The sequence below is a fragment of the Streptomyces sp. NPDC002742 genome, from assembly GCF_042888885.1.
Lineage (GTDB): Bacteria > Actinomycetota > Actinomycetes > Streptomycetales > Streptomycetaceae > Streptomyces.
Window position 1 is genome coordinate 18,702 of sequence record NZ_JBIAQF010000025.1, and the last position, 15,957, is coordinate 34,658.

General features: G+C 67.3%; 12 protein-coding genes. 9 read left to right on the forward strand and 3 right to left on the reverse strand.

What is annotated here, in order from left to right; all coding sequences use genetic code 11:
* Positions 1-95 precede the first annotated feature (95 nt).
* The 3 genes from ACFYW8_RS34075 to ACFYW8_RS34085 are packed head-to-tail and all read right to left on the reverse strand — an operon-like array spanning position 96 to position 2,965.
* Positions 96-938: a citryl-CoA lyase gene (locus ACFYW8_RS34075; protein ID WP_389086897.1), complete on the reverse strand. Its 843-nt coding sequence runs from the start codon at positions 936-938 to the stop codon at positions 96-98.
* Positions 935-2,140, reverse strand: a complete 1,206-nt coding sequence (locus tag ACFYW8_RS34080; protein WP_389086902.1) for a CaiB/BaiF CoA transferase family protein — start codon at positions 2,138-2,140, stop codon at positions 935-937. Before ACFYW8_RS34080 ends, ACFYW8_RS34075 begins: the two co-directional genes overlap by 4 nt.
* A gap of 54 nt (positions 2,141-2,194) precedes the next feature.
* The gene (locus ACFYW8_RS34085; RefSeq protein WP_164369215.1) at positions 2,195-2,965 is read right to left on the reverse strand and encodes an IclR family transcriptional regulator; all 771 of its coding nucleotides are present in this window, start codon (positions 2,963-2,965) and stop codon (positions 2,195-2,197) included.
* A 209-nt stretch (positions 2,966-3,174) separates the two neighbouring features.
* On the opposite strand from ACFYW8_RS34085, the gene ACFYW8_RS34090 reads away from it, so the two are divergent.
* The 9 genes from ACFYW8_RS34090 to ACFYW8_RS34130 all read left to right on the forward strand — a co-directional run bounded on the left by ACFYW8_RS34090 (position 3,175) and on the right by ACFYW8_RS34130 (position 15,923).
* Entirely contained in the window at positions 3,175-4,677 is a 1,503-nt protein-coding gene (locus ACFYW8_RS34090; protein WP_389086910.1) for an aldehyde dehydrogenase family protein, read from the forward strand.
* Complete coding sequence (locus ACFYW8_RS34095; protein WP_389086915.1) at positions 4,674-6,422, forward strand: thiamine pyrophosphate-binding protein; 1,749 nt, start codon at positions 4,674-4,676, stop codon at positions 6,420-6,422. The genes ACFYW8_RS34090 and ACFYW8_RS34095 overlap by 4 nt, the downstream gene beginning before the upstream one ends.
* Before the next feature lie 5 nt (positions 6,423-6,427).
* Positions 6,428-7,582 (forward strand): ABC transporter substrate-binding protein, encoded by a 1,155-nt coding sequence (locus ACFYW8_RS34100; RefSeq protein WP_389086920.1) that lies wholly within the window; start codon positions 6,428-6,430, stop codon positions 7,580-7,582.
* Between the two features lie 66 nt (positions 7,583-7,648).
* Entirely contained in the window at positions 7,649-8,518 is an 870-nt protein-coding gene (locus tag ACFYW8_RS34105) for a branched-chain amino acid ABC transporter permease (RefSeq protein ID WP_164369211.1), read from the forward strand.
* Complete coding sequence (locus ACFYW8_RS34110) at positions 8,515-10,353, forward strand: ATP-binding cassette domain-containing protein (protein ID WP_389086929.1); 1,839 nt, start codon at positions 8,515-8,517, stop codon at positions 10,351-10,353. The genes ACFYW8_RS34105 and ACFYW8_RS34110 overlap by 4 nt, the downstream gene beginning before the upstream one ends.
* On the forward strand, positions 10,350-11,102 hold the full coding sequence (locus tag ACFYW8_RS34115) for an ABC transporter ATP-binding protein (protein WP_389086933.1): 753 nt from the start codon (positions 10,350-10,352) through the stop codon (positions 11,100-11,102). Before ACFYW8_RS34110 ends, ACFYW8_RS34115 begins: the two co-directional genes overlap by 4 nt.
* A gap of 210 nt (positions 11,103-11,312) precedes the next feature.
* Complete coding sequence (locus ACFYW8_RS34120) at positions 11,313-13,043, forward strand: FAD-dependent oxidoreductase (protein WP_389086938.1); 1,731 nt, start codon at positions 11,313-11,315, stop codon at positions 13,041-13,043.
* A 172-nt stretch (positions 13,044-13,215) separates the two neighbouring features.
* Positions 13,216-14,085 carry a shikimate dehydrogenase gene (locus ACFYW8_RS34125; protein ID WP_389086943.1) on the forward strand — a complete coding sequence of 290 codons (870 nt, stop codon included), beginning with the start codon at positions 13,216-13,218 and terminating at the stop codon, positions 14,083-14,085.
* Positions 14,086-14,102: 17 nt separating this feature from the next.
* Positions 14,103-15,923 carry a bifunctional sugar phosphate isomerase/epimerase/4-hydroxyphenylpyruvate dioxygenase family protein gene (locus ACFYW8_RS34130; RefSeq protein ID WP_389086948.1) on the forward strand — a complete coding sequence of 607 codons (1,821 nt, stop codon included), beginning with the start codon at positions 14,103-14,105 and terminating at the stop codon, positions 15,921-15,923.
* The last annotated feature ends 34 nt before the right edge of the window (positions 15,924-15,957 follow it).

Sequence of the window (15,957 nt, forward strand, 5' to 3'; positions counted from 1 at the left end):
CGGATCTTGGTCCGCTGTGCGGTTTACTAGACCCGCACGATGGTCGCCCGGAGGCGGTTCCATACGTTATGGACGCTGCCGACGCCTGACAAGGGCTACGACGCGGATTCCTCGACGGAGAGCGGTTCCGCGGATGTCAGACGGGCGGGAAGGACGGACCGCGGAATGGGGCCCTTGTTCCGCCGGCCCTGCCCCGTCTCCTCCCACGCGTGAGCCAGGATCCCCACCGACCGGCTCAGCACGAACAGGCCTCTGGCCAGCGGCGCAGGGAAGCCGAGTTCGGCATAGATGACGGCCGTGGCACCGTCGATGTTCATCGGTACAGGGCGGGCGCCGGCCCGGCGCTGCTGCAGTGCGCGCTCGACGGCAAGAGCGGCCTGGAGGTGGTCTCCCGCCACGACTCCGGCGGCCACGGCTTCCTCGGTCAGCCGCAGCAGCGGATCGCGGCGCGGGTCCACCGGATGGAAGCGGTGGCCGAAGCCTGGAAGGTAGCGGGATCGGGCCTGCCAGAGCGCCATGACCTCACTGGCCGCCGTGTCCCAGTCCTCTCCTGCCAGATGGAGGGCCCGGATCTCCTCCAGCATCTGCACGCACTGCTGCCCCGCGCCGCCATGAACGTCGCCGAGCATGTTGACGCCGGTGGCGATCGCACTGTTGAGGCCGACACCGCAGGTTGCGGCCATGCGTGCGGCGGCGATCGAAGGCGCCTGCGGCCCGTGGTCCACGCCCGCCACCAAAGCTGCCTCCAGCAGGGCGGACTGTCTGAGGGAGGGAAGGTCGGCGCGCAGCAGCAGCCAGATCATGTCCACGAGACCGACCGAACCGATCAGGCTCTGGACGGGCCGGCCACGCAGTTCGATGGAGCCGGGTTCGATGTGGCTGACGTCGGTGGCCCACCACTGCGCGGTCTCGTTCTGTTCCGGTGTGGGTGCACTCATGTGCGGGTTGTCTCCTTCGCCGCGCTTGTGTTGGCGGACCAGCGCGAAGCGAGTTCATCCCGTTCGTGGTTGTGTTCACCCAACAGGGGCGGCGGGGTCCGCGGCAGGAAGGCCTCGCCGTCGAAGAGCACTCCGCTGCCAAGCACCGGGAGAGCGGTGCCCGACCCGTCGGGCCTGCTGAGTTCGGCAATGAACCCCCGGTGCCTCAACTGGGGCTGATCCAGGGCCTGCGGCACGGTGAGAACCCGTGCGGCAGGCACACCGGCGGCCGTGAGCATCCGTTCCCATTCGGCTGCCGGACGCCGGGAGAGCGCGGTGTTGAGAGCTGCGTTCAGTTCCTCACGCCGGGCCTTGCGGCCTTCCCGTTCGGCGAAACGGGGATCCGTGACCAGTTCCGGGGTTCCCGCCAGCTCGCACAAGACCTCGAACTGGCGCTGCTGGTTGGCCGCGATATTCAGAGGTCCGTCCGCGGTGCGGAACGTGCCGGACGGCGCGGCGGTGGCGTTCTGGTCCCCCATCGGTTCCGGGGGAACTCCGCTGATCATGTAGTTCGACACGGCCCAGCCCATGGCGGACAGGGACGTCTCCAGCATGGAGACGTCCAGCCTGCTGCCCTGTCCGGTGCGTTCCCGGTGCAGCAGGGCAGCACTGACCGCGAGAGCGGCGGAGAGCCCGCCGGTCGTGTCGCACACCGGGAAGCCGACCCGCAGAGGAGCTGTCTCCAGCGTGCCGGTGACACTCATCATCCCGGAGAGCCCCTGGATGATCTGGTCGTAGGCCGGGGCGTCGCTCATCGGCCCGGTCTGCCCGAAGCCCGAGATCGAACAGCAGATCAGACGCGGGTTGATCCGGTCGAGCTCGTCCTGTCCGTATCCCATCCGGGACAGGACGCCGGCCCGGAAGTTCTCCAGAAGCACGTCCGCACCGGCCAGCATCTCCTCGAAGACGGCGCGATCCGCCGGGTCCTTGAGGTCGAGCTCCACGGACTTCTTGCCGGCGTTCTGGGCCAGAAAGGAGGCACCGACGCCAGCGCGGTTCAAGTCGGCGTCCGGGCCGAGGTTGCGAGCCAGATCGCCCTGCCCGGGGCGCTCCACCTTGATCACCTCCGCCCCGAGCAGCATGAGGTGGTAGCTGCAGTACGGGCCGGCTAGAACGTTCGTCAGGTCCAGCACTCTTATGTCATCGAGCGGTCGCACATCCATAGGTGGTTACTCCTCACGCGGTGCCCTCTGAGGGCACCGTCATCGACACGACGGTCAGCCCTTCGGTCCCAGGGGGTGATCGACGAATCCTTGCGACATGATCTGAGCGGCCACCTGGAGGAGGTCCTGGGCGAAGTCCTCGACCAGGTCCTGGGTGATGCGAGCGCTGGGGCCGCTGAGGGAGAGCGCGGCGACAACCACGCCCGACCCGGTACTGAGCGGTACCGCCACGGCCGTGAGGCCGACCTCGCGCTCGCCCTGACTCACCGCGTAACCCTGTCGAGCCGCCTCATCCACCCGCTCCCGCAGCCGTTCCGCGTGAGGCGCCCCGTACGGCGAGGCCTGCGCGATCCGTGTCAGCAGCGCATCGCTCGCACCGCGCAGCAGCACCTTGGACGACGCACCGGCCCACAGGGGGAGCTCGTCGCCCACCCGCACCACGTGGCGCAGCGGCTTGGGGCTCTCCTGCTGGGCGACGCACACGCGGTGGATGTCGCGGCGGATCATGACATTCGCGGTCTCACCACGCCGATTGGCCAGATCCCGCAGCACTTTGACGGTCTCTGCCGGCAATTCCCAGCCCTGACGCGCGAGATGGGCCCAGCGCCACAGCCCGGGGCCTGCGGTGAACCCCGCGTCCGTCAACCACAGCAGACCGTAGCCCTCAAGCGTCTGCACCAGCCGCACCACGGTGGTCTTCGCCAGACCGGTCGCCTCCACCATCTGCTTCAGCGAGACGACAGGCTGATCCTCAGTCAGCAGCGAAAGGATGTCCAGGGCGCGCCGGACGCTGCGCACACCATTCGGTCCCTGCTCAAGATCCATGGTTTCTCCTTCGTGGGGGTTGCCGGGTGCCCGCCGTGGGTGCGCCGCGACAGCGTCAGGTCGTCGGGAGCGGCACCCAACTGGTGCGCTACCTCAGGGTTCAACTTCTTCCGTGCTGACTATTGCCAAGCCCAACTGGCGCCCGTACGTTACACGCCAGTCCACAAGGCGGTCTATGCAAACCGCTAGATGGCTTATCTGGAGAAGTGATGCTGGAAGTCCTCCTCAAATCCGTCGCCGATGCAGACGTCGTCGACGCACCACCATTCCTCGCGGGGACATGGTCCGGTGAAGGACCAACCGCAGAACGCGCCGGCCCCTACCTGCGGCGAACCGTCAGCCGCGCCCCCACCGCCCTGCCTGCTGAGATCGAGCAGGCGGTCGCCGACGCCCGCCGGTACGCGCTCCAAGTGGCCTCACTCGCTCCTGCGGCGCGGGCCGACATTCTGCAGCGAGCTTCCGCCCTTGCCTTGGCCAACCGCGATCAACTCGCCCAGCTGCTGGCCCTCGAGCTCGGGAAACCGGTCAAGGACAGCCGCGTAGAGATCGAGCGAGTCGCCTCCACCTTCGAGGTCTGCGCCGCGGAAGCCCGCCGCATCGACGGAGAGACACTGCCGGTGGCGGGCTGGAACACCGGTGTCGGCAACAGCGCCTTCACCTACCGGGCGCCGGCCGGAGTCGCGCTGGCCATCACACCGTTCAACGCTCCCGCCAACCTCCTGGCCCACAAGCTCGGAGCCTCCTTCGCGGCGGGCAACACCACCCTCGTGAAGGCCCCGCCGCAGGCGCCCGGCATCTCCGCCGCCATCGTGGCCCTGCTCCTCGACAGCGGAATGCCCTACCAGGCCGTCCAGTTGCTGCACGGCGGGGGAGAGGTCGGTGCCGCCTTGTGCGGTGCCACCGAGGTCGACGTCATCAGCTTCACCGGAAGCGCCGCCACAGGGGCGGCCGTCGCACGCGCCGCCGGCGCCAAACGGCTTGCCCTCGAACTCGGCGGCAACGCCGCCACCATCATCTGCGAAGACGCTGACATCGACGCTGCAGCCAAGACCGCGGCACGCACCGGGTACAGCAACTCCGGCCAGAGCTGCATCTCCGTCCAGCGGGTCTACGTCCACCGCAGCCGCTACCCCGACTTCCTGGACGCGTTCGCCGCGGCCGTCGACACGCTGGTCGTCGGCGACCCGATGGACTCCGCCACAGACATCGGATCCATGGTCGATGAGGACGCAGCCGACCGCGTGGTCCGATGGTCTGCCGAGGCCCGCGAGCTGGGAGCCAGCGTGCTGCGCGGCGGCACCCGGGACGGCGCCACGGCTGCCCCGACCATCATCGCCGGCCCGCCCGCACACGCCTCGGTCGTCGTCCACGAAGTCTTCGGTGCTCTTGTCGCCGTCATGCCGTACGACGACTTCGACACCGTCCTGGGGGAATGCAACGCCAGCCGCTACGGACTGCAGGCCGGCCTCTACACCCACGACATCAACCGCATCTTCACTGCCTGGCGCCGCCTCGAAGTGGGCGGGCTGATCGTCAACGGAACGTCGAACTTCCGTCTCGACCACGTCCCCTTCGGCGGGGTGAAGGACTCCGGATTCGGGCGCGAATCGCCGCGCTGGCTCATCGACGACTACACGGTCGTCAAGACCCTCATACTCCGCGGCCTGTCCATCTGGGGCGATCGCCATGACCTCACGAAAGAGAACCAGTGACCACCGTAACCGCGGCTGAAGCCCTCGTCACCCAGCTGGAGTCGTACGGCGTCGAGTACGTCTTCGGCACCTGCGGCCACACCAACATCGCACTGCTCGACGCCCTTGGCCCCAGTCCGATCCACTTCGTCATCGCCCGGCACGAGCAGGCAGCCGCCCATGCTGCCGACGGCTACGCCCGTGCCTCGGGAAAGCCCGGCGTCCTGCTCACGCACGTCGGCCCCGGCATGATGAACGCGGTCACCGGTGTCGCCACCGCCGCCATGGACTCCGTCCCGCTCATCGTCATCTCCGGCGACATCCCCTCTTATTACTACGGCCGTCACCCGCATCAGGAGGTCAACCTCCATGCGGATGCCGACCAGACCGCGATCTACCGGCCCTTCTGCAAGCGTGCCTGGCCCGTCCAGCGCACCGCCGACCTGCCGCGGACCCTGGAGCGCGCCTTCTGGACCGCAACGTCGGGCCGGCCGGGCGCCGTACTCGTCAACGTGCCCATGGACCTTTTCTCGCGCCAAGTCGAGCCCTACACCCCCGGAACCCACGCCATACCCGACAGCGCGCTGCCCGGACTGACGGAAGAGACCGCCGAACGCATCGCCCAGGCCCTGGTCAACGCCGAACGGCCGCTCATCTACTTCGGTGGGGGACTGCGCACCCCCGAGGCCAAGCAAGCACTGCTCGCACTGGCCGACCACCTCGACATCCCCCTTGCGCACTCCCTCATGGGCAAGGGCGCCATCCCCGACCGCCATCCCCTGCTCCTTGGCATGCCGGGCTTCTGGGGCCTGGACTCCACCCACGCCCACACCAAGGACGCGGACGTGGTCCTGGCCCTCGCCACCCGCTTCGCGGAGACCGACGCCAGTTCCTGGGAGGCCGCTTACACGTGGAACTTCCCGCCGAGCCAGCTGATCCAGATCGACATCGACCCGGCCGAGATCGGCCGCAACTACCCGGTTGAGATCGGGGCCGTCGCCGACGTCGGCCACTCCGTGCGCGCCATCGACGCCGCCGTCCGAGCCCTACAGCCCGAACCTACGCGCCGCCCCGGCCTGCGAGACGCCATCGCCACGAGCCGCGCTGAACTCTTCCAGAACGCGGACGAGAACGGCGCGAGCGACAACTTCCCGCTGCGTCCTCAGCGCATTCTCGCCGACCTGCGGGCAAGCCTGCCCGCCGACACGATCCTGGTCACCGACGTCGGCTGGAACAAGAACGGCGTCGCACAGTCCTACGACCTGCCGCCCCAAGGACGGTTCATCACGCCAGGCGGAGCTTCCACCATGGGCTTCGGACCGGCCGCGGCTGTCGGCGTCCAGATGGCCCAGCCGCAGCGCACCGTGGTCGCCCTCATCGGCGACGGCGGAATGAGCGCCCAACTGCCCGCCGTGCCGATGGCGGTGGAACAAGGGCTGCCGGTCATCTTCGCCGTCATGAACAACCGCGCCCACGGCACCATCTCCGACCTCCAGCGCTCCAACTACGGCCGAGGGTACGGATGTGACTTCACCGGTCCGGACGGCCAGCCCTACAGCCCCGACTTCGCCGCGTACGGAAGGTCGTGCGGCGCCGACGGCTACGAGGTGGCAACCGCGGAGGACCTGGCCAAGGTGATCTCCACTGCGGTGGAGCGCCGACGGCCCGCAGTCATCGACATTCCCATGGTCAACGAGCCGGTCCCCACGCCCGGTCACTGGAACATCAACGACATCTACCAGGGCACGTTTCAGGACGAAGGATGATTTCCATGCGCGCAAGACTCCGTCACACCGTCACCGTTCCTGCCGTCGCTCTCAGCGCCCTTCTCGCCGCGTCCGCGTGCAGCGCCCCGGGTGACTCCTCGTCGGACGAGGCGGGCAGCAGCGGGCCGATCAAGCTTGCCGTAGTGGACGCGCAGAGCGGTCAGCTCGCTTCCCTGGGGGACTGGGAGGCCAAGGGCGCCAAGCTCGCGGTCGACGAGTGGAACAAGAAGGGCGGCATCAACGGCCGCAAGATCAAGCTGACGGTCTTCGACGACCAGGGAGACCCGACCACCGGCACCAACATCGCGCGCAAACTGGACAGCGGGAACTACATAGCGATGATTGGCACCGCCGAGAGCGCCGTGACCGTCGCCATGGCCCCCATCCTCAAGCAGGCCCAGATCCCCAATATCACCTCCGGTCAGGCGACGGCCCTGGTCGACGTCAAGAGTCCCTTCCTCTTCCTCAACGGGCCGACCAGCACCACCTACGACTCCACGCTGGCCGACTACCTGATCAACACCAAGAAGTACAAGAAGATCGCACTGATCTCCAACAACGGCTCCTACGGCAAGGGCGAGCACGACGCCTTCACCGCCGCACTGAAGAAGGCCGGCATCACCCCCGTCGCCGACCAGGTCGTCACCACCGACCAGAAGGACTTCAGCGCCTCCCTCTCGCGCATCCGTCAGGCCAAGCCCGACGTCATCTTCCTCGGATCCGAAGAGGTCGAAGCCGGCCTCATCGTCAAGCAGGCCCGCGACCTCGGCATCAAGGCCCCCTTCGTCGGCGCGGCCCCCCAGGGCACACCCGTCTTCACCGACACCGCCGGCGCCGCGAACGCCGAAGGCACCATCGTCAGCTCCCCGTACCTGAGCAACGACATCAGCGACGCCAGCCGGTCCTTCGCCGCCGCCTACAAGGCCAAGTACGGCAAGGACGCCGAACTGCACGGAGCCAAGGCCTACGACGGCACCAACATCGTGCTCACCGCTCTGAAGAACACCAAGGTGGCCACCGGCAAGAAGCTCGCCGACGAGATCCGCGCCACCAAGTACCAGGGCCTGCTCGGAGACTTCGCTTACGACGACACCGGCGTCGGCATCTTCAAGACCACCATCGGAGTCATCAAGGACGGAAAGCTCTCCGCAGCTCAGTAGGGCCGCCTCGCCCGCCAGCCCGTCGAGCCGAGAGCCGGGCTCCGCAACCGGCTTCAGGGAGCCACCATGCAAGTCACAATGCAAACCCTCGTCGGAGGGCTCAGCCTGGGCGCGATCTACGCGCTGATCGCTGTCGGCTTCTCCGTCGTCTACCGCACCATGGGCCTCGTCAACTTCGCACATGCCGACGTTGCGATGATCGGCGCCTACGCCTGCTCCACGTTCTACCTCACCTCGCACGTCCCGTTCGCCGCGGCCATCCTCATCTCGATCGTCGTCACGGGCATCATCGGTCTGGTCATCGAGCGGGTGCTGCGCCCGCTGGAGAACAAGGACTTCGACCTCATGCTGATCGGCACCATCGGCTTCGGCACCGTCCTCCAGGCGGCCGCGACGCTGATCTGGGGGACCACCGGACGGGCCATGCCCTCACCGATCACGTCCGGCCCCCTGGAGATCATGGGCGTCCGTATCCGCACCTACGACCTGATGGTCATCGCCATCACCGCGGCCTCCGTGGTCCTGCTCACGCTCTTCCTCCAGCGCACCAAGCCAGGAGCGGCGATGCAAGCGGTGGCCATGGACCATGAGGCCGCCACCGCCGTCGGCATCCACGTGGGCCGCAGCAACGCCCTCGCCTTCGCGATAGGCGCCGGCATCGCGGCGCTCGCCGGAAGCCTCGCCGGACCCATGCTCTACGTGGACGCCACCCTGGGCGGGGCCCTGGGCGTGAAGGGCTTCGCCGCAGCCATGCTCGGCGGATTCGGCAGCATTCCGGGTGCAGTGGTGGGAGGCCTGGCCATCGGGGTCCTGGACTCCTACGCAGGAGACCACTTCCAGGGCTACAGCGTTCTCGTCACCTTCCTCGTCTTCACTGCGGCCATCATGATCCGCCCGACCGGCATCTTCGGCGAGAGGACGGTGAGCCGAGCGTGAGCATCCTCAAATCAAAGCTGACGCTCATCCCGCTGGCCTGCGTCCTGGCCTACGCGCTCCCGTACGGCCTCAACAGCTACTCCATCCATGTGGTGGACGTCGCCATCATCTTCGCCCTCCTCGCCGTCGGCATGGGTCTCGTCATGGGTGTAGCGGGCCAGATCAACCTCGCCCAAGTCGCGTTCTTCGGGGTCGGGGCCTATACCACCGCCATCCTCACCACCCACTCCGGATACGGCTTCTGGACAGCCGCGATCGTCGGCATAGGGACGACGATGCTCGTGGGTCTGCTCGTGGGCCTGCCGGCCCTGCGCATCCAGTCCCACTACCTCGGCATCGTCACGCTCGGACTCGCGCTGGGATTCGTCAACTGGATCACCAACGCAGAGATCACCGGAGGGGCAGACGGGATCTCGGGCATCCCCGTGCCACCGCTCTTCGGGATCGACCTTGCCGACGAGTACATGTACTACTACCTCGAGATCGTGGTCTTCGCCCTCGCGCTCGCCTTCGGTACCTTCGTGGTGCGCACCAGGCTGGGACGCCGCCTGCGTGCAATGCGGGACGACTCCCTCGCCGCCGGCGCCATGGGCGCGGAAATTCCCCTGCTGCGTATGACTGCCTTCCTTCTCGCCAGTGCCTATGGGGGAGTGGCCGGCATCCTCTATGCCGGCCTCATCCGGTACGTGGCACCTGAGACCTTCAGCCTCAGCAACATGTTCCTGCTGCTGGCCATGGTCATCATCGGCGGCCGACGCAGCCTCATCGGCTGCGTGGTCGGCGCGGTCGGCCTCGTACTGATCCGCGAGGCCCTCGTCGACTTCGCCGTCTACGCCCAACTCGGCTACGGCATCGTCGTCGTCCTCATGGTGGTGTTCGCCCCCACCGGCATCGCGGGGATCCCGGAACGCATCGGGGAAGCCATCAACCGCCGCAGGAAAGGCGACGACGTACGCGCCCCAGAACTTGGCCTCTACCTGCCGAGCGTCATCCCCGAAGTCCAGACACCCGATAGCGGACAGGGCAACGGGCCAGCGCTCGAGATCAGCCACATCACCAAGCGCTTCGGCGCACTGACCGCGCTCAACGATGTGACGCTGACCGTGGACCGCGGAGAGATTCGCGGCATCGTCGGACCCAACGGGTCCGGCAAGACAACCCTGTTCAACGTGATCAGCGGGCTCTACCGGCCGTCGGGCGGCAGCGTCACCGGCGTCGGCCGCGACATCAGCCGGGCACGTCCCTACCAGTTGTCCCTGGCGGGAATGGCACGCACCTTCCAGAACCTGCGCCTCTTCTCTCAGATGACCGTCCGCGAGAACATCCTCGTCGTGCTCGACCGGTCCCGCACCAGCACGGTCTGGCAGTACGCCGTGTGGCCTGTCGGCGTTCTCGCCAACGAACGACGGTTGCAGGCAGAGGCCGACCACATTCTGAAGGAGTACGGGCTCACCGCTTTCGCCGACGCCCACCCTCAGGCGCTTCCGTACGGGATCCAGCGGCGTATCGAGATTGCGCGGGCCATGGCAGGGCGGCCCAGCCTCCTTCTCCTGGACGAGCCGGCAGCCGGCCTGAACGGTGAGGAGGTCGGCCAGCTCTCGGCGATCGTTCGCTCGATCCGCGATCAGGACGTCACCGTTGTCCTCATCGAACACAACATGGGGCTGGTCATGTCCCTGTGTGAACGGATCACCGTTCTCGCTGCAGGCAACGTCATCGCTGAGGGAACACCCGCCGAAGTGGCCGCGACCCCCGAGGTCATCGAGGCCTACCTGGGCGATTCAATGACGGCCGACGACATACACGTTGATGCCGCACCGGAGGTTTCACGATGACCACCACAGCTGCCCAGCCGTCCGCGGCCGACGCCGGCACGGACAGCCTCGCCGTCACCGACCTGACCGTCCACTACGGCGGAGTCTGTGCGGTCAGGTCGGTAGCCCTCAGTGTCGCCCCCGGCGAGTCCATGGGGATCATCGGTTCCAACGGTGCAGGAAAGACCTCCACGCTCAAGGCTCTTATGGGGCTTGTCCCGCGCAGCAGCGGGCGCATCACCCTTGGGAATACGGACCTCAGCAAAGTACGAGCGCGGGACATGGTCCGCCACGGCGTCGGCTACGTCCCCGAGGGCCGCCACGTCTTCCCGGGACTCTCCGTCGAGAAGAACCTGCTGCTCGGCGCCTACCACCGCTCGTGGAAGGGGGAAACGCGCGACACCCTCGCGCACGTCTACGACCTCTTCCCCATCCTGCGGGACTTCCGGAACCGGGCCGCCGGCGACCTGTCAGGAGGACAGCAGCAGATGCTGGCCATCGGCCGAGCACTCATGTCCAAGCCGAGGCTGCTGCTGCTGGACGAACCCTCGATGGGGCTTTCACCAAAGCTGATCGAAAACGTCCTGGAGATCCTCATCCACCTACGCGGCGAAGGACTTGGCCTCCTTCTGGTCGAACAGAACGCCAAACTGACCTTCGGCGTCACCAGCCACTGCCTGGTGATGGAGAACGGCTCTGTAGCCATGTCCGGCACTTCCGAAGAACTCGCACACGACGAGCGGGTACGACAGATCTACCTCGGGCTATGAGCTGCCCCAAGCAGCAGCCTTCCTGCCCGACCCGTTCGGTCTGAACACCGACCGCCGATCGGCCATTGGGCCGCGTCCTACCCGACGCGGCCCAGGCGACCAGCTGATCTACGACGAGAGTCGGCGAAGCCCGCGGCGTCCGAGCGGGGCACGCGTCCGCCCGACCCTGCCCAGCGCGGGCCCCCACGGCACCTCGATAGGAATCACCCCATGACCGACTCCTGGGACCACCAAGTCGACCTCCTTGTCCTCGGCTCCGGAGCGGGTGGCCTCGGCGCTGCCCTCGTCGGCGCCCAAGAAGGCCTCGACGTCCTCGTCCTGGAAAAGAGCGAATGGCTCGGCGGCACCACCGCATACTCGGCGGGCACCGTCTGGGCCCCCGGCCACCGCCACCAGACGGATCCTGCCGCGGATACCGCTGCAGCCCAGGACTATCTCGACACCCTCGTCGGTGACCGCGCCCCCAAGGAACTGCGCGAGAGCTACCTCATCCACGGACCGGCAATGATCGACTACCTGGAACGCGCCGGGATCAGGTTCTGGCACTCCGCGACGGCCGTCGACTACCACCCCGAAATACCCGGCCACGGCATCGGACGCGCCCTCGAACCCCGCACCTTCGATGGGCGCAAGCTCGGCAAAGACCACTTCAGCCGGATCCGCCGCCCGGTGAAGGAGTTCGCCCTCTTCGGCGGCACGCTCATGGTCCGCCGCTCGGAAGTCGACGACCTCCTTTCCGTGTTCCGCGGCTCGGCGCGCGGCACGGCCCTGGCACTACGCCTCGGCGCCCGCTGGGCAACGGACATGCTCCGCTACCCTCGCGGTACCCGACTCGCCATGGGCAACGCCCTCACTGCAAACCTCTATCACCATCTTCTGCGTCGCGACGGTGATGTGTGGTTCACGGCACGGACCACCGAACTGATCACTGATGCCGGCCGAGTAGTGGGCGCACTCATCTCACAGCGGGGACGCACAATGCGGATCGCCGCACACGCTGGTGTCGTCCTCGCCACCGGCGGATTCTCCGCCAGCCCGGAACTGCGTGCCCGCCACCTGCCCACGCCCACTGCGCAGTTCACCCGCGCGGTCGAAGGAGCGACCGGCGATTCGATGAGGCTTGCCCGGGCCGTGGGCGCCGCGACGACAGAACCCGATGGCGACAACGCCCTATGGTTCCCGAGCTCCATCGGGTGCCGACGTGACGGATCCACCGCCGTCTTCCCCCACATCTGGGACCGGGCCAAGCCGGGGATCATCGCGGTCAACGCCGCGGGCCACCGGTTCGTGGACGAGTCAGTGTCCTACCACCGCTTCGTCCGCGCCATGTACGCAGAACATGCCTCTGTCCCGACGATCCCTGCCTGGCTCGTGACCGATGCACGGGCCCTGGCCGCGTACGGACTCGGCATGATCCGCCCTCACACACCGCGCCCGCTTCTCACACGCCACCTGCGATCCGGCTACCTCCGCACCGGACAGTCGATCCACGAACTCGCAGCCGCAATCGAAGTCGATCCAGCCGGTCTCGCCCGCACCATTGCAGACACGAACGGTTTCGCCCGCACCGGTCGCGACGAAGCGTTCGGAAAGGGATCCCATCCCTACGGGCATCAATACGGCGATCCAGTCCACACACCCAACGTGAACCTCGGCCCGATCGAGCGACCACCGTTCTACGCCATCGCCGTCGTCCCGACGCCCCTCGCGACCACACTCGGCCTGCGGACCAACCACGAAGGCCGGGTACTCGACGACAACGGCGCACCCGTTGACGGCCTCTACTCGTGTGGCAACGACGCCAACTCTCCGACCGCATCGGAGTACCCAGGAGCCGGATGCCAAATAGGCGCCGCACTCACCTTCGGCTACTTGGCTGCGCGCCACGCGGCAAGATCGCTTCCAGCGTTGCCCGTCAACCATCACGACGGCCGCTCGTAGCGCATCCCCGTCCAGCCCATCGTGTCGGAGACCGCATCCCGCCCCACCGCACACAAGTCCTCGGCAAGCAGGTATGTGTCTGCCGTCCCGGGGCCCAGGCGCCATCGTGCGCGCGGAGATCCGCAAATGCACCGCCCCGACCACGTCGCCTCCTGCTGGAAGAGAGCGCACCATGCCCCCGCCTCCGACCTCGTATCTGATCGGTCTCATCGGATCCGGTATCGGCCCCTCCCTCAGCCCCGCCCTCCACGAGCAAGAAGCAGACCACCACGGCCTGCGGTTCCTCTACCGCATCCTCGACCTTGACCAACTCGACCTGGGGGCCGACGACGTCGGACACCTCGTTCACACGGCCCGCCGACTCGGCTACGACGGGCTCAACATCACGCACCCCGGCAAGCAGACGGTCATCCCACACCTTGACGACCTGTCCGAGGACGCCAGCCTGCTCGGCGCGGTGAACACCGTAGTGTTCGGTCCGGACGGCAAGTCCTGCGGCCACAACACGGACTGGAGCGGGTTCGCCACGTCGTTCGCTCACGGCCTGAAGCACGCCCCTACCCGGCAGATCGTCCAGCTCGGTGCCGGAGGCGCGGGTACGGCCGTGGCGCACGCGATGCTCACGCTCGGCGCCGGCCAACTCACCTTGGTGGATACCGAGGCGGGCCGAGCCTCGTCGCTCGCCGCCGAACTCGTCGCCCGCTTCGGCCCGGGCCGGGCGGCAGCCGCCCCCCACGAGGAACTCGCCGACCTGCTCGCGACGGCCGACGGCCTGGTGCACGCCACCCCTATGGGAATGGCGCATCACCCAGGACTTCCGCTCCCCGCAGAACTGCTGCATCCACAGCTCTGGGTCGCCGATGTGGTCTACCGGCCCCTCGACACCGAACTGCTGCGCCGGGCGCGAGCCCTCGGCTGTCGAACGCTGGACGGCGGCGGGATGGCAGTCCACCAGGCGGCGCAGGCATTCAGGCTCTTCACCGGCTGCGAGCCCGATGCCGGCCGCATGCTCGCCCACATGGCCACCCTTGTCGCCACCTAGCCAGCCAGGAGCCCTTCATGCGCACGTCCATTGCCACTGTCTCCCTCAGCGGCTCCCTGACCGAGAAACTGGAGGCCATCGCCGAGGCCGGGTTCGACGGTGTGGAGATCTTCGAGAACGACCTGCTGGGATGCCCGCTCTCCCCGGAGCAGATCCGCGCGCGGGCAGCGAGCCTGGGGCTCTCCATCGAGTTGTACCAGCCGTTCCGAGACCTCGACTCGACATCGCCCGAACGACTGCAGGCCAACCTGCGCAGGGCCGGGCACAAGTTCGAACTCATGGAACGTCTTGGCGCCGATACCCTGCTGGTCTGCTCGAACGCCTCCTCCGACGCGGTCACCGACGATGAACTCGCCGCGGAACAACTACGTCTGCTCGCCGAGAGGGCGTCGGACCACGGCATCAAAGTCGCCTACGAGGCACTGGCGTGGGGCCGGCATGTCAACACATATCTGCACGCCTGGAGGATCGTCCGGGCGGCCGATCATCCCAACCTCGGAACCTGCCTGGACAGCTTTCACGTCCTCTCGCGAGGCTCGGACCCGGGCGGCATCGAAGCCATCCCCGGCGAGAAGATCTTTTTCCTGCAACTGGCCGACGCACCGCTTCTCGCCATGGACGTGCTCCAGTGGAGTCGTCACTACCGATGCTTCCCAGGCCAAGGAGGCTTCGACCTGACGAGGCTGCTCGCACACGTCCTGCGCACCGGTTACACGGGTCCCCTGTCACTGGAGATTTTCAACGACAACTTCCGACAGGCCGACACGAAGCGAACCGCTGTCAATGCGATGCGATCTCTGATCGCGCTGGAAGACTCCGTCTCCGATGCCCTCCCCACCAGTTCCTCGCTTCCCCCGTCAACACAGCCCCACGGGTTCGCCTTCGCTGAAATCGGCACAACAGACCCTGTACGGCTCGGCAGTCTGCTTGCCGCGTTGGGCTTTGCCCGTACCGGAGAGCACGCCACCAAGCCGGTCGAGCTCTGGGAACAGTCCGGAGCAAGGGTCCTCCTCAACCGTGCGCTCCCGAACGCAGCCGGCGAAGCCGCCACCTCGCTGGTGGCTCTCGGACTCGACTCACCGGACCCGGAGCTCTCCGCCGCGCGCGCGGACGCCCTGCTGTCACCGATACTCCCGCGGTATCGGGCCCCCGATGAGGCAATGCTGAACGCCGTGGCAGCGCCAGACGGCACGGCGCTGTTCTTCTGCGACGCGGCGAAGCCGACATGGCGACAGGATTTCTCCCCACCCACCCCAACTCAGGACGGTATCGGATCCCTGCGAGCCATCGACCACGTCGTGCTTGCGCATCCCTGGGACCAGTTCGACGAGGCTGCGCTCTTCTACCGCGCGGTGCTCGGCCTGAGGCCGCACGAAAGCGTCGAGGTCGCAGACCCGTACGGGCTGCTGCGCAGCCGGGCCATGACCAACGGGGCGGGCACTCTCCGGCTGGTGCTCAATATGGCGAAGGTGGGCACGCGCACCTTGCCCGGCCAGCACATCGCCCTCGCTGACAACGACATCCGCGCCACTGCCCGTCGCCTCCTCGACCTGCCGGAACAGGTGACACTGCCGATCCCCGACAACTACTACGACGACTTACGGGCCCGCTTCGAGCTCGGTGAAGCGCGTCACCGGGAACTGCGCGAACTCGGCCTGCTGTACGACCGGGATGAACAAGGCGAGTTCTTGCACCTGTACACGACGACGATCGGCCAAGTCTTCTTCGAACTGGTGCAGCGTATCGGTGACTACCGGGGTTTCGGCATGGCCAATGCGCCAGCCAGGTTGGCTGTGCAACACGCCTCAACCCCTGCGGACCCGTCGCTCGAACGGTAGGAACTAGGCGTCCAGACCGCCGGAACGGTCACGG